This is a genomic window from Thalassobacterium sedimentorum (assembly GCF_031127905.1).
GTDB lineage: Bacteria > Verrucomicrobiota > Verrucomicrobiia > Opitutales > Coraliomargaritaceae > Thalassobacterium > Thalassobacterium sedimentorum.
The window spans coordinates 1-17590 of the sequence record NZ_JARXIC010000018.1; the positions used below are offsets into that span (position 1 = coordinate 1).

Annotated in this window: 19 protein-coding genes; 7 read left to right on the plus strand and 12 right to left on the minus strand. The window is 51.5% G+C overall.

Features of this window, described 5'->3' with window-relative positions; all coding sequences use genetic code 11:
- Nucleotides 1-537: 537 nt before the first annotated feature.
- The 6 genes from QEH59_RS11635 to QEH59_RS11655 all read right to left on the minus strand — a co-directional run bounded on the left by QEH59_RS11635 (nucleotide 538) and on the right by QEH59_RS11655 (nucleotide 3096).
- Nucleotides 538-732: a hypothetical protein gene (locus tag QEH59_RS11635; RefSeq protein WP_308985546.1), complete on the minus strand. Its 195-nt coding sequence runs from the start codon at nucleotides 730-732 to the stop codon at nucleotides 538-540.
- Nucleotides 665-937 carry an integrase core domain-containing protein gene (locus QEH59_RS19000; protein ID WP_425609243.1) on the minus strand — a complete coding sequence of 91 codons (273 nt, stop codon included), beginning with the start codon at nucleotides 935-937 and terminating at the stop codon, nucleotides 665-667. The genes QEH59_RS11635 and QEH59_RS19000 overlap by 68 nt, the downstream gene beginning before the upstream one ends.
- On the minus strand, nucleotides 921-1139 hold the full coding sequence (locus QEH59_RS11640) for a hypothetical protein (RefSeq protein WP_308985547.1): 219 nt from the start codon (nucleotides 1137-1139) through the stop codon (nucleotides 921-923). Before QEH59_RS11640 ends, QEH59_RS19000 begins: the two co-directional genes overlap by 17 nt.
- 33 nt (nucleotides 1140-1172) lie before the next feature.
- Nucleotides 1173-1457, minus strand: a complete 285-nt coding sequence (locus QEH59_RS11645) for a hypothetical protein (RefSeq protein ID WP_308985548.1) — start codon at nucleotides 1455-1457, stop codon at nucleotides 1173-1175.
- Nucleotides 1458-1547: 90 nt separating this feature from the next.
- The gene (locus QEH59_RS11650) at nucleotides 1548-1700 is read right to left on the minus strand and encodes a hypothetical protein (protein WP_308985549.1); all 153 of its coding nucleotides are present in this window, start codon (nucleotides 1698-1700) and stop codon (nucleotides 1548-1550) included.
- A 154-nt stretch (nucleotides 1701-1854) separates the two neighbouring features.
- Nucleotides 1855-3096: an L-rhamnose isomerase gene (locus QEH59_RS11655; protein WP_308985550.1), complete on the minus strand. Its 1242-nt coding sequence runs from the start codon at nucleotides 3094-3096 to the stop codon at nucleotides 1855-1857.
- 71 nt (nucleotides 3097-3167) lie between these two features.
- On the opposite strand from QEH59_RS11655, the gene QEH59_RS11660 reads away from it, so the two are divergent.
- Nucleotides 3168-4094, plus strand: a complete 927-nt coding sequence (locus QEH59_RS11660) for an AraC family transcriptional regulator (RefSeq protein WP_308985551.1) — start codon at nucleotides 3168-3170, stop codon at nucleotides 4092-4094.
- Between the two features lie 225 nt (nucleotides 4095-4319).
- Here QEH59_RS11660 and QEH59_RS11665 read toward each other — a convergent pair whose 3' ends face one another.
- The 3 genes from QEH59_RS11665 to QEH59_RS11675 are packed head-to-tail and all read right to left on the minus strand — an operon-like array spanning nucleotide 4320 to nucleotide 6682.
- A complete protein-coding gene (locus tag QEH59_RS11665) occupies nucleotides 4320-4868 on the minus strand; it encodes a hypothetical protein (protein ID WP_308985552.1) in 549 nt (182 codons plus the stop codon).
- A complete protein-coding gene (locus QEH59_RS11670) occupies nucleotides 4865-6277 on the minus strand; it encodes a hypothetical protein (protein WP_308985553.1) in 1413 nt (470 codons plus the stop codon). Before QEH59_RS11670 ends, QEH59_RS11665 begins: the two co-directional genes overlap by 4 nt.
- A 3-nt stretch (nucleotides 6278-6280) precedes the next feature.
- On the minus strand, nucleotides 6281-6682 hold the full coding sequence (locus QEH59_RS11675; RefSeq protein ID WP_308985554.1) for a helix-turn-helix domain-containing protein: 402 nt from the start codon (nucleotides 6680-6682) through the stop codon (nucleotides 6281-6283).
- A gap of 1529 nt (nucleotides 6683-8211) precedes the next feature.
- Between QEH59_RS11675 and QEH59_RS11680 the strand changes: the two genes are divergently transcribed.
- The 4 genes from QEH59_RS11680 (at nucleotide 8212) to QEH59_RS11695 (ending at nucleotide 13631) form a co-directional block, all read left to right on the plus strand.
- Nucleotides 8212-8685 carry a hypothetical protein gene (locus QEH59_RS11680; protein ID WP_308985555.1) on the plus strand — a complete coding sequence of 158 codons (474 nt, stop codon included), beginning with the start codon at nucleotides 8212-8214 and terminating at the stop codon, nucleotides 8683-8685.
- A 78-nt stretch (nucleotides 8686-8763) separates the two neighbouring features.
- The gene (locus QEH59_RS11685) at nucleotides 8764-9666 is read left to right on the plus strand and encodes a hypothetical protein (RefSeq protein WP_308985556.1); all 903 of its coding nucleotides are present in this window, start codon (nucleotides 8764-8766) and stop codon (nucleotides 9664-9666) included.
- Nucleotides 9663-11723 carry a plasmid recombination protein gene (locus QEH59_RS11690; protein WP_308985557.1) on the plus strand — a complete coding sequence of 687 codons (2061 nt, stop codon included), beginning with the start codon at nucleotides 9663-9665 and terminating at the stop codon, nucleotides 11721-11723. Before QEH59_RS11685 ends, QEH59_RS11690 begins: the two co-directional genes overlap by 4 nt.
- 75 nt (nucleotides 11724-11798) lie before the next feature.
- On the plus strand, nucleotides 11799-13631 hold the full coding sequence (locus QEH59_RS11695) for a DUF2779 domain-containing protein (protein ID WP_308985558.1): 1833 nt from the start codon (nucleotides 11799-11801) through the stop codon (nucleotides 13629-13631).
- On the opposite strand, the gene QEH59_RS11700 is transcribed toward QEH59_RS11695, so the two are convergent.
- The 3 genes from QEH59_RS11700 to QEH59_RS11710 form a co-directional block, all read right to left on the minus strand.
- The gene (locus QEH59_RS11700; RefSeq protein ID WP_308985559.1) at nucleotides 13585-14862 is read right to left on the minus strand and encodes a type II toxin-antitoxin system HipA family toxin; all 1278 of its coding nucleotides are present in this window, start codon (nucleotides 14860-14862) and stop codon (nucleotides 13585-13587) included. The two genes, QEH59_RS11695 and QEH59_RS11700, sit on opposite strands and share 47 nt — an antisense overlap.
- Nucleotides 14863-14864: 2 nt before the next feature.
- Nucleotides 14865-15179, minus strand: a complete 315-nt coding sequence (locus QEH59_RS11705; RefSeq protein ID WP_308985560.1) for a helix-turn-helix domain-containing protein — start codon at nucleotides 15177-15179, stop codon at nucleotides 14865-14867.
- 119 nt (nucleotides 15180-15298) lie between these two features.
- Nucleotides 15299-15697 (minus strand): hypothetical protein, encoded by a 399-nt coding sequence (locus QEH59_RS11710; protein ID WP_308985561.1) that lies wholly within the window; start codon nucleotides 15695-15697, stop codon nucleotides 15299-15301.
- Nucleotides 15698-15740: 43 nt separating this feature from the next.
- On the opposite strand from QEH59_RS11710, the gene QEH59_RS11715 reads away from it, so the two are divergent.
- Nucleotides 15741-16232, plus strand: coding sequence for a hypothetical protein (locus tag QEH59_RS11715; protein ID WP_308985562.1), 492 nt, complete (start codon nucleotides 15741-15743; stop codon nucleotides 16230-16232).
- On the plus strand, nucleotides 16225-17586 hold the full coding sequence (locus tag QEH59_RS11720) for a type IV secretory system conjugative DNA transfer family protein (protein WP_308985563.1): 1362 nt from the start codon (nucleotides 16225-16227) through the stop codon (nucleotides 17584-17586). The genes QEH59_RS11715 and QEH59_RS11720 overlap by 8 nt, the downstream gene beginning before the upstream one ends.
- Nucleotides 17587-17590 lie beyond the last annotated feature (4 nt).

The window sequence follows — 17590 nt, forward strand, 5'->3', positions numbered from 1 at the left end:
CTCGAAACACCCGCAGAAGCCAGCACCACCGCCCCCTTCAAATCCGTAATAGGCATTGATGATTGGACCGAAGTGCAAGTCTCGAAAGACACGATCAAATAGGTCGTCTTGCCGAGCCAGACCACGGCGCAGATGATTGCCCGAAGAAGCTTCTCACGCGTCAATTCGGACTGCTGTTCACGATTCACTGGCCCCAGCATAGCTTGAGCGAAGGCGGATCCAAGCTGCTAAATTCACCTCAGATCCATAAGGTGGACCCAAACCTTGGACAGGTTGCAGAGATAGTTTAGATGTAATCCTGCCCAGGCTCTGATGCTTGCGGGAGTTGTATTTGCGGAAGAACGCTGCCGTGTTCGGACGACAACCGAAATCACGGTTCCGACCCGCTTCAGACACCTCTAATACGGGTCGATTTACTTGCATTATTTCTATCATTGGTCACCTTCGGTGGCACTTCGTGAACGATCACAGAATGATCGTAATCAACTTTCGTAAGGCAACTTCGAGTGCCGTTTTCAGAAATATTTAGTTCAATTTTTACGCCGCTGCTTCCACCTCCTTTTCTTCATGATGATAGTAGTTCAGCAACCCTCCTAGTCGTTCACTTTTTACGATCAGTCCGCTTTGAGACTGCACTTGTGGGCTATTTGGAAAAGGGATCAGATTATCGATCCCTTGGTAATTGGTCGCCTGCGACGGCACTTCGTGGTACGCTCGTGGTAAAATGATCAATATATTGTTCTACAGCTCGACGCAGAGACTTCTCGCTGAAGAAGATCATGTGATCGATACACTCACGTTTGATGGCCGATACGAAACTTTCAGCATAACCGTTTTGCTGTGGGCAGCCTACCCGAGTTTGGATGACTTCAACCTCTGAATCCGTGAGTATCTGACGAAACTCTTTGGTGTAGAGCGGATCATGGTCGCATGACAAAGAAACGCCTGCCTTTGAGAATACCGTCGCAGCTGTCAGTCATGTTCCGAGCAACTTGCGCCATTACAGCACCGTTGACCTGACAGCCGATGTGAACAATCTCAACCTGACGCTTCGCCAAGTTCATCACAAAGAATACGTGGCAACGAACCAGCCCGCGCAGTGTCCAGACCTCGACCGTGAAAAAATCTTCGACGGACATAACGTCCATATGAAACGCACGAATGTTTGCTGTTCATGCCGCCCAAAGGGCACCCGCACTCAAATCCCTTCGGGCACATCTGCGATGCACCATCTCCGCACTTTCGTGCTCCGTCCAGTTCGACTGCTTACCCCGCTCAGGTGAAGGAATGATTCCCTTTGCTCGCAGAATGTTACCGACGATCGTCATACTCACTTTGTAGCCGAAATTTGACAGAGCCCCTTGGATACGGCTATAGCCACACCCCATTTTCTCCTCAGCAAATTTGACACAGAGCTCTCTTATTACCTCCATGCGTTCTTGTCGGTCGGTTTTCACCACGCGCTTACCAGTATATTTGAGGGCTATTAACTACCGGTGCCATCCGAGGATTGTTTCCGGTCGAACCAAGGTCGCGTATTTCTGCAACTAAGCCCACCCGATGGTCTTACCTCGCTTCACCAGATTACGCCGCTGATGATTGTCCAAACAAAGTTCCTTCCCCGTCAACTCAAACTGTTGCTTCAAAATTCGGTTCTCCTCCAAAAGATACTCGATCACCTTCTGCTGTTTACGGTTCATCCAACCCGCCAAAACCACTTAGAATATCTGGACTTGTTTATTCAAGCGAACGGCATTCCGAAATGGCGAAAAGGCCGTCAAGGCGCATCAACACTGAACTGACCGTATAAGTGAAGGGATCTTGCATATCGCAATTAAAATAAGTTAATTTGATTTACTGCCGGCCAGATAGAACCGATGCTTCGTAAGCCTTAACCTCATTGAGTAGAGTCAACTCACCTGGCACATCGTTGCGCTTGCAGAACTCTTCCCAGACGATAGACCATGGTAATGCCTTGGCCTGCTCCAGCAGTGCCAAACGTGTGGTATAATCGCCGGACAGTTCCGCGGCACGCAATTTTTCGCGCGGTTCAAGCAAGGCCAATAAGAGCGATTTCTGAGCGGCACGTGTACCAATCGTCCATGCGCCAATACGGTTGATGGACGCGTCGAAGAAATCGAGTCCGATGTGCGTGCGTGGTAATACATCGCAACGCACCAGCTCTTGCATGATCGCTTGAGTTTGATCGTCAAAGAGCACGACGTGATCACTATCCCAGCGCACACCGCGGGAAACGTGCAGCAACAGCTCTGGAACATACATCATGACGGAAGAAATTTTATCGGCGATCCCTTCGGTCGGATGGAAGTGTCCGGCATCCAAGCACAGTGCGGTCTGATTTTTGATCGCATAGCCCATGTAAAATTCATGCGAACCGACGACCATGCTTTCAGAGCCTATACCAAAGAGCTTACACTCCACGGCATCTATGTGATGCGCGGGATTTAGCTTTTCTGCAAAGATTTCATCGAGGCTATCAGAAAGTCGCTGACGGTAGCTTTGACGATCTGCGGGCATATCCTTCATACCATCCGGCACCCAAACATTCATCACGCTGGCACTGCCCAGTTGCTCGCCCATTGCCGCGCTGATGATTCGACTGCGTTTGCAATGTTCGATCCAAAATTCGCGGATCTCAGGATCCGGATGGCTCAAGGTCAGCCCGTCGTCAGCCTTCGGGTGGGAGAAACAGGATGGGTTGAAATCAAGGCCAATGCCCTGCTCTTTTGCCCAGTCGATCCAGCTCTGGAAGTGCTTCACCTCGATCTGGTCGCGATCCACCGACTCACCGCCGAAATCGCCGTAGATCGCATGCAGGTTTAATCGGTGCTTACCGGGCAGCATGGACAGCACTTTTTCTAAATCCTGACGCAACTCGGCGATCGTGCGCGCCTTACCGGGGTAATTGCCGGTTACGGCGAGGCCACTACCCAGTGCACCGGCACCAGCTTCGAAGCCGACGACGTCGTCGCCTTGCCAGCAGTGCAAGGAAATCGGCGTCTTTGCCATAGCTTTGAGGGCTTGCTCTACGTCAACGCCGAGTGAGTTATACAATTCTTTTACTTGATCAAACATAATAGTGCGGGGGATTAAAAAGGCGCAGTATACACCTTTTTGTGCATTCTTAGAATGCATGGCATGATATTATGTTTGCATTTTTTGACATTGAGGAACTCAATCCAGCAATGCCCCCGACAGCAAACAGTTTCAGCCGCTACCTACCGACTGACCAACAGGCAAAAGCATGGGGATGGCGGCTCGTTCACGCAGGTCGGCAAACCGTGCCACCCCACTCTAGATACCCCAGTAAAGGTCACCCCTTGGATTACCTTTTCGACAAGGATGGACGGCGCACATTGGACGAGTTTCAAATCGTCTTCATCTCACGCGGGTCCGGCACGTTCGAATCGCAAAAACAGGCTAAGACCACCGTCCGTGCAGGCGAGGCCATCTTACTCTTTCCGGGCGAATGGCACCACTACCAACCAGCCACCGAGACTGGCTGGTCCGAATACTGGGTCGGTTTCCGAGGCCGCGAAGCGGACCGAATCATGCGGTCGTTTTTCTCTGCCGATACCCCGATCTGCACGGTGGGGCAGAGCGACGCGCTGATTCAGCATTTCGATCAGATTTTATATTGGTTGCAAATGACCGTGCCAGCGAAGGAACAGATACTGGCAAGCCATATGCCGCTTGCGCTGGCCTTTCTAAAATCGGGCGCTCTGACTAAGGATAGCCCGCAAAGTAAAGACGGTGAACTCGTGATCCAGGCGAAGGCAACGATGCTCGCGAATCTTGAAACGAACACCGACTTGGAGGCACTTTCACAACAGCTCGGTGTAAGCTATTCACGCTTCCGCTTCGCCTTCAAAAAGCAAACCGGATACGCACCCCGCGCGTTTGAGAATATTATCAAACTTAACTGCGCACGCGACCTCCTACTCCGCGAACGCTACAGTGTTGGCGAAACCGCCAACGCACTGGGCTTTTCGACGGTCTATTACTTTTCCCGAGCCTTTAAAAAACACTTCGGACAGTCGCCGCAACAATGGCTGCGTCAGCATATGGATTAGCGAATTAGTCACCTCGACTGCGTTTCTCACTCAAGGATTTCCCATGCTTCACTCTGTGGAAAAATACCACAAGCAAAGCCACGGTACACCCACAGCCAGTTCCCCGCTTCTCGGACAGCTAGTGAGTTGCAGTAAACGCCTTATCCTGGCTGGCCAATCGGGGATCGAAAAATTTACATCGTGCAATAACGCTTATGTCTAATCGGGATCTTCCGAACTCAACCTTCAGATGGCGTGAACCGTCGTCATCACGGCCCATCGCCGATCACTCAGGACCCAGGCTGCGAACTTGAAAGGATCGCAGACACACCAATCGATCTTTGCCAGAAAGATATCGCGGAAGAAAATGTCTTCGATGCTCATCGTTTTTCCGTAGTAGAATATAGGCAAGCACTGATCGTAGAAATATCTGAATCTAACGCCCAAACGCTGCGTGATCTCATCTTTGATCGAACAGATCGACCTCAGTGAGGACTCGTCCCTAGAAAATGCCAGCAGGGGCTCCAAAATTTCATTGGGTGCCTCAATGTGGTGAAGTTCGTAGCTGAACGTCTTCTCGAAGTCATCCCACCGGATCGGAAAACCATGCGCCTCCTCCACCTGCCTCCGGTTCAAAAAGAGGGCGTCCATTTCTTCACGCGTCCTTCTGACCGGCGTAAGGGAAAATAGGATATCCCAGCCCAGAGAATTTTCGTTAACTCCCACAATGAACCAAATCTCGTCCCTCTTGTTCCAATCGAATTGCTCGGAGCACTTCATTCTTTCGGAGGTCATGCGATGGAAGCCGCCATCTTTGGTGGCACTTTGAGCAGATCCATATTTTTGGAGAAAATCCAAGTCCGGCTGGTTTTCGGATGCGGAGCCGCGAGGCCTCTGCGTTGGAGTTCGCCGAGAACGTGGATATGGAACTCCCTCGATGAGTATTTGCTATCCCGTCCGGGATGATGACAGTATTTTTGCCTCAATGCGCCAAACCCGACGGTGATCCCTCCGTCTTCTGGCGAATAATTCTTGGCGAAGTCATCCTGTATAAGACGGAGATACCAGAGCGCTTCCTCTACATGCTGGCTCTTCTCGTAAGTGTCTTCAGTCTGCTCCCAAGCCCGATGGTTCAGATCGAGGTTGGTATGTGCGAACTCTAAATCCGCTGGCTCCAACATGCCAGTAAAGCCCAACTTGTAGAAGAAGGTGCGGTGGATTGCATGAGCGAGGGACAGGACGATCCAATTTCGCGGAGTTGAAACCTGCCGATAGTGCCAAGGGCTTTCCTCATTCCCGACCGACTCACGAATAGTGAGCAGAGACTTGAGCGTGGTGAGCATTTCCTTCCATTTCTCTGAAGCCGCTGTGGACATTCGCAATTCGCACTGCGGAATCTTCGACAACGGCAATAACCTTAGCAAATGGTTCCTAAGAGACTTCAATTCGCCACCGGAGTATGCCTGACGACCGGAGCACCCCAAAGAGGGAACAACTAAAAAGCTCCCAAACAAACGCTTTGCGTCAGGGGAGGCCGCTAAAAGGTCGTTCACCCCGCAGCCAGCCAAAACCGATACACCTGCGGGCACATCATCGGCCGCACGCGCAAATGTTTTAAGATACCGGTCGAGGCGAACCCCATCAAAAAGCAATTCCAGCGGGATCTGCCCCTTGGGAGCCCGTGTCCACGTCTTCAGGTCAAGCCCTGGGCCGCTATCGACAACATTAAGAGAATCGTAACGTTTAAAAAGCTCCAATCCCTCTTTCGTCTGCGCCATGTGCACGGAGCTGATCGTCTTACTATAGTCGCACTCAGCCAACACTTCAAAGCCGATATCTCGCAATAACCGGGACACGCCAATTTCATCGCCTGCAAAAAGGAATGCGGGATTCAGCCTCTGCTCGACACCAAAGATGGAATGGAGCGTCCGCGTCGCAATGAGACTTGTGGCAACGAAAGCCCAAAGCGACAACGCATAGTCAGCCGGCAACTGCAACGATTCCGCTTCTTTCACAAACTCCCCGAATGGTCCCTTTCCATCAGGATGCTTAAAATTGCTCGCGAGCGATTCGAGCTGATGGAGTGTTGGCGTCCCCGATTTTTCTTCCCTGAAACTTACGATGGGGGCGGCTCTGCCCTCAAGCGCTCCGGTTGCAGGCTTCGACGGTAGCCCCTCTTCTAGTTTTTCTTCATCTGGTCCCATAATTTATTCCTCCATATTCTGTGGCTCCTCCAGAGGGAAGTGAGCGTTTAAAAGTCCGTATGCTTTGTCGAGACTCTCGGCGTCGTTCAGTGCCGTCAGATGCCTCTTCAAATAGTCCAGACAGCGGGAACGCCTAATGACGAGGCTCTGTTCTTCGTCAAATGCGAGCGGTGCCATCGGATAGGCCAAGCCAAAGTCTTCCGAGTAAAAGACCCCTTCTTCGACATTGAACCGCTGAGCTAGGCTCAGGATATGGCGGCGATAGGGCATGCGCGCCCCACTCCGCCATCTGGAAACCGTCTGTTCCGGTATTCCCAACTCAACGGCAAGCTGCCGCCCCGACAGGCCTTCTTTCTTCAGCAAGAAGTTCAGTTGCCCTGCAAAAATTTCAGCTTTGGATCTCATTGCATATAACTTATTCAAGACGTTTAATATATTCAACTTATATTTTGAAAAAATGAGCCTTTTTATGCCAGTCGCTGTGCAAATAGGATCAATCGCCCTGAAATGCGCCACGGACTGCGGGACTCAGGGACAGCAAATCGGGGCTTATCATCGGACCCGATTATTGAATTTCGCACTCAGTCGCTCTGAGAAACTGAACAGTAGATGTGATTCAATTGATTAAAAGGTGGCATACCGAAGCGGGGCGAGTCCTTCGGTCTGTCCGGGAAAGATATGCCTGAGGGAGATATCACGCTTTAAGACAACGTCCAAAAACAACAGCGGACGTGGAGTATATCGCGGTAAGCATACCGACAGAGCTATTTAGGGCAGTGCCGGATGCCAAATTGAATCAATCACCTTCTTAGTGGAGGCGTAGACCTGAGATCACAAACCGATCCTTCCAAACCAGAAACAGCGTTTCTTTCAACCGCTTTCACTTTAATAACATTTGAGTCAAATGAATCAACATGCCTCCAGCTTATGCTTTTGGCATCTGCCCCCAAGTAAGCGCGAAGCCTCGACATACGCCTGTAAACAAATGCCGGGCGAGTATCCCTCTTCCAATGATTTAAGCTGTAGAACACTGTAAGGGGAATAGTTAATGGACAGAATTCCTAACTACCGAACTAGATCTAGATTTTGCTGCCTACGTCCCTCAATACGATTGCGAATCTAGACACATTTTTGCAGACTTTAAGGGGAATCCCAAAACAGCCAGATTAATCAGAGAATTACAGACTGCCCTTAATCATTCAGTATTATTTGGCCTTCGAAAAGCATGTCGCATACGTCGCGCAAAGTTTCGTCGCAATTGTCGCAGATTGATTTTGTTTGCGGAGATCAATGATGCCCTCCCCCTCCCCCTTTTGAGCTGTCAAAGGCGAAGCCGAAACTCCTTCCAATTCTGGGAAGAGGCCCCTCCACCCTAGGTCGGCCAGAGAGAGAGAGAGAGAGAGAGAGAGAGAGAGAGAGAGAGAGAGAGAGCCCCCCTAGAGACGTCTTTAAGCAAGTCAGCAGGAACACCATCAAGTTGGGACTATTGCACCCCCTCAGTCCACTTAGCCTAAACGAGATCGACTCCATGTTCCCTGAGTCATGATTCCACAAGTCTATTGAAGCCTGAAACGGCTTCGCCGGTCACAGCGAACAATGGATTTTTTTACCCGCTGCGCGGGTAAATCCGAACTGTTTAATTTTTTTCGGCGATTCGTGGCCCAAAAGCGATTATTCAACCGCAACCCGCAGGATAGCCATTTGCTCGCGCAAATGGTCGGCGGAAATGTTCCGCTTGCGCTCCACATTTGGCGGTCTGCTAAACAGTACAAGTGTTGTTGCACGGCAAGCCGATTGCGGCGATTAAACAGTCTTTGAAATAGCTTCGTCGAGAGCAAGGAGTACAAGCAGCACATTTGGCTAATAATTTGTAAAATGCCACGATTGAACAAATACAGTTTGCGTTCGCAATCGTAGATTTGGAATAGATTAATGTGAAAGCGAAGCCAAATTTAAAAAACGCAGCAAGTTCAACCGAACAATCTGCTGACAAAATATCTGGCGCATCCAAGCGTAAGAAGGGAAGTAAGACGAAAAGGTCGCAGGATCCTCTGGACATACAGAAGCGGGCACTCGAGTTGGAGCAGAAGCTTCATCTGGCCGACCTGCATCTGAAGACACAAAACTCCCTGTGGTGTAGTCCGCTGGTTTTGGAGATGTTAGATTTGGTTGGCGACCAACTCGGCATCCCTAATGGTGATGTGGCTAACATCGCGATCATAATGCTCTACCGGCAGTGCTTTTCCGACGAGCGACGGTCAGTCAGCGAGCTGGGCATGCTGCTCAAAAACCTTGAATGTCAGGTGGAGGAACTCGGAATGGAGATCCAGTCACTGGAGGTAACGGCACTCACCGCAGTGGAATTGGAGCTGAGTCCCTACCATGGTAGCCAAGAGTTCGACCAATAAAGACAACGAACCATGAGCCGATTCGACAAAAATTCCGTTTTCGCATTCAGCTGCAACTCCCACCTGTGGAGATATTGGGTGAGTATCCTACCGCAGATCGCCTACGCAGGCCAGGGCTATACCCACAATGAACTGATCGACGAGGCGGTGCTATTTGCCTGTAACTGCCTCTGCCCACCCCCCGCAGCCGAGTACGACAAGCCCCAGCCACTACAATTCAGGAAGGACCTTTGGAATGCAATGACCGGTTTTGAGGAAATTCTGTCTGCGTGTTACGCATTATCAGAGGTGCTAGAGGACCAAATCGACGAATCACGCGGGCGAGCGATCTACATGGAGGCAGGTCTTCGCGCCCGTGATGACTACGCAGAAAGACAGGAATCGAAAAGCGCAGCCACTGGAAGCGTCGAAAAAACCAAAGAGCCCAGAAAAACTTCAGCAACAATGGATGATATCAAATCCATCGAGATGCCTTTCAGAAGTTCGCTTTCTACCGCAGGAATTTGCGCTGCCATCAGAAACCACGGCTGCAAATACCTGTTAGAGAGAGAAACCGCCACAGTTCGACTCACACACCATACCATGTACAAGCTGACACTCCTGCTCGACTACTACAACTTGAGGCCGGCTGAAGCGACTTTGACCATCATGTCACTCGTTCAGATATACCTGCCTCTCATTGAGGGCTACACCAATTCCCTGACCGACGACTTGATATCGCGCAGGTCTGCGTGCGAAAACTTAGCGGAGCAGTGTCACAAATTATTTTCCAAACTTCAGACACACTGCAATGCCTCGGCACATTACACGCAGTTAATGGCGGAAAGATTGTCCACCCTCGGACACGGCCTGAGCACCGGGCAGACCCTTTTAGACAAATTTCTAAAGGAACTCACACCGAGGGAGGATCCTGAGGCTGATTTCACGAAGCATACGGAACTCGACCATAACGAATATATTTGGGGGAAACATGCGCTATGAGTGTAGAAAAAAAGATCGGGGCTTTGGAACAGCATCAATATCTCGGGATTTGGAAGAAGACATCCAGCCCGACCGACATCCGCACGGTTCGAACCGGTATCACTGCCTACCTCTGCGAGCACATGAAAGACGGGGTAAATAAAGAAGCCGCACGGGCAAATAATCATCCCAACCACCTCAAAAGAGGTTTGGATTATCTGACAAAAGAAGTCAGCGGGCGCCTAAAAGTTTACGGTTTCCTGAGGGAGGATGTGCTTAAACTGACAGGTCAAATACCACATAAAATGGATAACGATGACCTTGTGGAAGCATGTCTACAGGTATGGGAAACCAGATTAAAACAGAAAAATATCAAGCGGGTCGCTCACAAGTATATCTTATCGCTACCACCCGATCTCTGCCAAGTGATGGCCAAGACGGGACACAGTGCCGACGAAGTGCTCCAGACCTCTGTGCGCAAAACGATGCGCCGCTATCAGGAGAAATATTATCCCGACCAAAAAATCGGCTATTTGGTCGGGATTCACCATGATCGGGCTCATATTCATGCACATGTAATGCTTTTTCCCACGACCGGATCAGGGAAACTCCTCCGAGTCACCGACGAGGGAAAAGAGCGTGGCGACCGCAAACCCTTCCAATTCATGAAGGAGATCGCGAATAAAGCAGTGAGTCGCTTCTTCGAACGTGAAATAAAAGGACAAAGCCCTGCATCAATCCGTAGCCCCTCGCGCTTCACTCAATCCAAACTACTGGCGCTCGCGGTCCGCACAAAAATGCGAAAAAATGTAGCGCTGAGAGAACTTTCGGATCAGGAGAAGCAGCTTTGGCAGGCCCAGCAGTACGAAAGTCTGCTATCTGCAGATGAGCACCAGCAGCGCGACGCACTGCGCGAGGGTTACGAAGAGCAGGAAAAGCATTTTGATATGCTCATGGAAGTTCGCATCAATGACCCGCAAGGGCTGACGGACCGCGTAGTAGCGAACCGGATGCTAAGAGAAGAACAGGCAGAGCAACTCAAGAAACTGCTCAAACAAAAAAAACAGCTAAACGAGAAGATGCGCCAGTTACGTGCAGGTAAACAGGCTCTATTTGAGGATCTCGGAAAATGGCAGCGCTACCGCTTCCCTCGTGGATCGATATCCGAGAGCGGCAACGACCTGCGCGATCCGAATATAGCAGATTGGCTAGTTGAAACCATGGCCCGATCCGACGAATTCGGGGATATGGTGAGGAAGTATGTCGCGAAGAAACAAGCCGATGACGAACGAATCGAGCTACCGAAACAGTTTTTGCGTGCGATGGCAGGCGCAAACAATCCGGTTGCGGCGGAAAAATTCACCGAGAAGGATCGGTTTACCCGACAGTGCATTCAGTATAGTGGCGGTAAAATCGTGGGCCCTGCGTTCTCGATGCTGGATCGCTACTACCGCCAGGATGCAGCCCTCTCAAAGTATTCGCAAAAGGATTTCGTAAAGGAGTTTCTTTTGGCTGCCATTGAGACACACCGCTCAGAACTGCAAAGCGTCCGAGAACAGAATAGTGAGATACAGCGAAAAATGGCAGGACTCCGGGTCGATCAAGCGGCCTCGAAGATCAAAGAGGATGTCATAGACGCCGCGATACGGGGACGCAAACCCGCCTTCCTGGAAGAATACAGCTTTTGGCAACTTACACAACAGGAAATACCAATTGACGGACTTACCGTAATAAAAAGAGGCAGACAAAATACTTATAAACCCAAAACCGAAAAAAAGAAACACTTTAACGTAGATATGACGGTCATCCTCCAAAAACTTCGGGAGCACCGAATGGCGGTCAAGTTCACAATTTATGGGGGAGTCGCACCTGCCCCGCCAGATCCAACGCAGTCAAAAAGCCTTCCTATCGAGCAGCCGAAGGATATCGTCCGCCCGAAAAACACGGTAACGGAGGTCGAAGAGGAAAATCAATCGATCACGCCGGAAGCAAAAAGTGAAGAGTTTGAAGACCACACAATCAAGAAGCCACCGATAAATAAGAACGCACCCGGTTCCGATATCGGCATGGACAGGTAATCATAGACCCTGCCAGCGAGCATACATTCTTGCCCCCTGACTCAGGGTCAGAGAATGCGGCAAACATAAAAATTTATGCCTTACCTGACCAAAACTGATTTTACGCGCTGGATGAATTGCCCGACTACCGCCCACTACGGATGGTCTGGCTTTGAATCCAAGAATGATAACGATGCGTTTCTAGCTTTTCTAGCCGAAGAAGGCCGGACAGTTGGACGCATGGCGCAGCGGCTATTTGCGAATCCTGAATTGATCGAGGAGACGGATCCCGCCCATGCGGACCAAATCACCCGGACTCGCTTGCAAAATGATTGCACGCTATTCGAAAGCTGTATAGTGCAGGACGACTTCGTCGTGCGACCCGATGTGCTGATCCGTAAAGACAACGTTATATATATTGTCGAAATTAAATCAAAGGTCGGAAATCTGAAACAGCACAGGGAAGGCAGAATGCTCATCAACATGCATGGAGATGTGCGAGCCGCCTTTAAGGAAATTGTCTATGACTTGGCTTTCCAAGTCGAAGTTCTGCAGAGAGCTTTCCAAGATTTGACTATCGTTCCCTACTTTCTGCTCCCTGAAGAGCAGGCGCGTTCATCCGAGGATGAGGTAGCCGCTACCAGAAATGAGGAACAAATTTCGTTTCCAGATGCGGACGAGAATACGCTTAAGACCCGACGCTCGAAATCTGTGTTAAAGTTCTTCCCAGCCGAGCAAGCCATCGAGAAGATCAAACCGATCACTTCCGCCACTATGGACGCCATGGCAGAGGCATGGAAGTCGGACGTGCGCCCCACTCCTCGGCTTCGATACGGTTGCCGGAACTGCGAATTTAGACTCCAGGGTGCCAGCGGCAGAAATGACGGCTTTCACAGTTGCTGGGGAACTCTGGCCGAACCAAACCCGCACCTCTTCGATCTGCACCAGCTTTACCAGCTGAAAGTACCCCAGAACAATCAGGCCCTACTGGCAGACCAGATGATTCAGGACAGTAAGACCTCCCTTTTCGATATAAACAAAAGTGATCTCCAAGGTCAGCACGCCGCCCGTCAGCTCATGCAATTGGACTGTTTGGAAACAGGCAAGGAATGGATCGATCCACTGCTCGGTGAAGAAATCGCCAAACTCCAATGGCCGATCGCATTCTTTGACTGCGAGACTACGATGGCTGCGATTCCATGGCACTCTGAACTAAAGCCGTATGAGACTCTCCCCTTTCAGTTTTCAGTACACATTCTTCACGCAGACGGGACCTGCGAGCATAAAGAATGGCTGAACAGCGAAGACCGCATTCCAACATTTCCTTTTATCCAGAATCTCAGAGAGTCACTGGCCAGCGTCGGCAGTGTTTTGATTTTCACGGATTACGAGATTCGGATCTTAAACGAGGCAGTCTGTTTGCTTAAGCGTCTCCACCATGACGAGAGCTTCGAGGAACGAGAGTGGATCGCCGACCTCCTGAACTCGGGGCGAATCGTCGATCAACATGATTGGGTGTACAGATATCACATGCACCCGAAAATGAACGGCGGGCGGTCATCGATTAAAGTGGCCCTTCCCGCAGTCTGGCGAAGTAATCAAGCCCTGCACCGTCACGAATACTTCAGTCGTTATCATAAAGAGGCCGATGGTGAGGTTATCGACCCCTACAAGACGCTGCCCGACCTTGTGGTTGATGGCCAAATCATCGAAGTACACGAAGGTTGCGGTGCGATGAAAGCTTATCGAGAAATGATTATCGGACGCGGAGCGACCTGCTCGAAAACCAAAGAATCCATTGCCACCCTGCTCCGCAACTACGTCACCCTCGACACGGCGAGTCAGTGGATCCTATTTCAGCACTGGTGCGAAAAGCTACAAATTACGCCTTGGCAAAATTTTGGAGCACAGACTTCGACCTCTGGTTGATCCCACTGACCAGCTTGCCGAGCACGGAATGTTTAATTCCTTGTTGATTCAGTTCTGCTATAACCGCTTTTGCCGCCTGCGGCATGCGCTCGGCCATCTCTTTAAGAATGCCGCCCAGTTCCTGAGCAGGGAACTCACAGGATCGCGCCATTTTCTCGAAGTGCCTCGGTTGTATCTGAGCTTCCTTGTAATAACCACCGATTTTCATCGCGAAGCGGCAATCTTTACGCCGTTCCACATAGGGCAAGTACGAGGCAATGTCATAAAGCCGCGCAAGACGCACTTGTTGGTTCATGCCGAGCAGTATACTGAAATTCTTGGCATGCGCATCGGTTCCCAGAATCAAATAGTTGAAAACCACCGCCTCCATCACACGTCGCCGGTCCTCGACGGGGTGGTTCGAGCGGTTCATTAGTTCCATGACCTTGACAATGTCAGGCCCACCCTCGCTCTGATACTTTAGAGACGGATGCACGCCCAAGACTTGACAGGCATCCTCCTGATGCACCCGGGTCAAACGACGATTCATCATGATTCGATCATAGCGCTCGACAGCGATCGCGGTCTCTTTCCCAAAACGGAGGACTTCGCTTTTCGCAACCGAGAGCCCCAGCGCAGCCGCCAGTCGAAGACAAAAGTGTTCGTTCTCAACATGTCCGTCAATATCAGGACGTGGTGGTTTCAGGATATGTGTTGTCGGTTCTCGCCCCCAGGGGAGGTACCACTTCTCTCCACGACGCTGCAAAGCCGTTTTTGATTGGGCACCAGCCAGTGAAAACTGCCCCCGATCGTCAGGTTCACGTCCCAAAGCGGGACCCTTTCTAAGCTCACGTAACCTTCGCTCGATCTCAGACTCGGTGACGACTTGCTTCCCACCCTTTTCCGCCTGATCAAATTTCTCGGGACGGATGAACCGGACCGCACCCGCGCAGTCCTCCCCCATTCCTTCCAAAAGCCCGAATGCACTGGAGGGACTGACCTGAAAACGTTGCGCCCATCGGGCCAACACCAGTTCATTATCCGGCAGAAGCCCCCAGAGCCAGGTGTGCACCTTCTCATGGCTGTAGCGCCGGTCGTCGAGAGGCATTGTGAGTGAAAGCGGCACGGGTGCCTCCCTGTTCAGATAGTCCTCACTATAAATGAATGACAACTTGCCGCCCCGAGCACGGCTGAGCGTACCCATCGGCGTTTCATTCAGGAAAACATGCAACTGTCGGTCGGTGACGGCCATGCTTAAACAAGTTGATCCAGATTAGGGTAGTTTTTCGAGGTAGATGGAGCGCCAGAACTCTCCTTCTCTTTTGAGGGCCCAACTTCAACCGTCAGGTCGATGCCAAGGTAAACCGCCAGACGAAAGACCTGACCGATCCAAGTCTTCTGATAGCCCTGCTCGACTCGGGAAATCCATGCCTGGCTAACCCCGAATTCCTTCGCCAACTGCCGCTGCGAGAGTCCCTTTTTTTTTCGTGCCTGCACCAGCAAGACACCCAGATCCTGAGGGCTACGTATGGAATGAACCTGTGACATACCGGAAACAAAAAATGACATTAGCTCTAATGTCAACAAATATGACAGCTGTTCTGATGTCAAACGTCCTCATCTCAAACCTGATATCACTCGAAGACATAAAAACGAGCGGCAAACACGCCACTCCTCGAAACATAGAATTAGAAACTAAAATGCCAAAGAAATACAAATCCGCCATCTCGCGCCAAACCGCCCGTCAAATCAAACGCAACCGCAAGCAGAATATCCCGCGCCTGAACAAATTGAAGGAATGCATCGGCTGCATGGCGTGCGGCAAATGCGACGTCCCCGGTCACTATCTCGACGGGCATCACATTGACGAGTCTAGGAAATACCAACCGCTCGCCCGTCTCGTAAACCGTCGCTGGCTGCGACTCATACGTGAGATTTTCGGGATCGACCGCGACCAGCCCGGCGGCGGTGGTCCGATCGAATTCGTGTGCCAGCGCTACCACGAAGAGCGCCACCAGATCGGCGAGGACGCCAAATGCTGCGTGGAACTTGAAAAGGAAGGCTTCTTGGAGCCATGGCGGATTCACAGCCGAAACCCACGGCGCAAAAACTCCTAAAACTAAGAAACAAATGAAACAGATTATACTACATACTTTCACCCAGTCCGAGGTAGAGACCTTGGATTTCACACGCTTCGAGGCGCTCTACGGGCACTGGCCGCAACTTTGGGGTATGGAACTGCGGGAGAAATTCGACTCGTTGGTTTTCCTCATCGACGGTTACGACAAGTACCCCGACGAAATCTACTGTATCCCGGCAATCCGCCGCTTTTATCAAGAGCTTCATAAAAGGTGGCCCTGGTGGTCATTTTTCCTGAGCAACGAGGCAGGCAGTATGGCGGTGGCCTACCTTTGTCTGATCGACGGCGTCGAATCGTACAAAAGAGAAGGTGCACCCTCATGCGCGGCCAGCTTTGACCCGCAGCCACTCTTGCAGATCCTCCGCCATGATTTTTCCAGGATGAACTACTTGTGGTCCATCGCCGGCATGTCGGATGCGGCCAATGACAAGCGCTCCGACGAGATCTTGCAACTGTTCACTGGAGGGGGCTGCCATGAATAATTCATTCGTCGAACTCGATTGTTTTGAACCTTCTGGGATGAAGCTTGAATTCAGCCGCGAGGATCTACTCGGCCATAGCCTTGCTCTTGGCGGCAGCGGATCCGGGAAGACCAGCCGCTTCGTCCTTCCCTTTCTGAGGAAGCTCATCCTCTCCCACGAAAAGGTCGGCCTGGTAATCCTTGACACCAAGTCCGACGGCCAGATGGCCGCGGCTGTTCGCGATTCTGTGGCTAAAGCGGGACGCGTTGACGATCTAGTCGTCATCGACGGGAGCGGTGAGCACACCTTCGATGTCTTCGGAGATCGTAATTCATTTAGTATCGGACAAGTGGATACGCTGGGTTCATTGCTAGCTTCATTGATCCCGAGGGACATGAGAAACCGCTATTGGGAACAGACCCTTGAAGCACTCCTGCGGCAGGCCCTGAGGCTGTTGGCTCTACAGGAAACTGCTAAAATGGATTACCCCGCTGTGGTTAGCCAGTTGATCCGTTATCTGTTGCTGCACCGGCTGCAAGACCCGCACTACAAGCAGCAGGTCGAACAATTGAAGGAACCAAGTGAATCACAGGATCCGTCGGCCCGACTGCTCTACGATGAAGTGATTGCGACCCACCGGATGTGGGACTTACTCGACGCACGCACGCGCTCGAACCTGCAGAGTATGGCTGCGTCCCTAACCGGGCCAATGAACACCCCCCTGGCACATCGCTACTTTGGTGGTGGGGAAAGCCACTCTGTCACTGGCGCGGTCGACCAGGGAAAAATCCTCATCATCAGTATCGACGGCATCCGCCACGCGAGCGTGGCGCGGCTGGTTGCCTGCATCGTCAAGGGCAGATTCTACGAAGCTATCTTGGGGCGCAGCCACTCCTTATTCCCGCCACTGACCGGACTGGTGATGGACGACTGGGCCACTGCCGCCACCGGCGGATGGGGCAACCTCCACTCGGACGTCGAGGCCCTGGGCATGATCCGCAGCCGGGGAGGTTTTGTGGTCACTTCAGCGCAGAGCCTTTCCGCGCTCGATAGCGTCTTGGGCCCTACCGACCGTCGCGCCGCATTGGCGAATTTCGCCAACTTGGTTTTTTTCCGCGGCAGGGATCCCGAGGTCGATCTGATTGCTTCAACTTACCTTGGTGAACGAAAAGACCGGCTGGTCGACACCTCACACTTCGACCGCCCGAAACGATCCGGGCATGTCGATTACCCGATCCGGCACGAGCGCGAGATACGCGTTCCGGCCGTCGCCATGGGCGCATTGGCACGACTCGCCACGGGCGAGGCCTACGCACTCATTGGTTCCACTCTCCATTCCGAGGCTCTTTGCCTCATTCCTGACAATCCAGTATAATAGC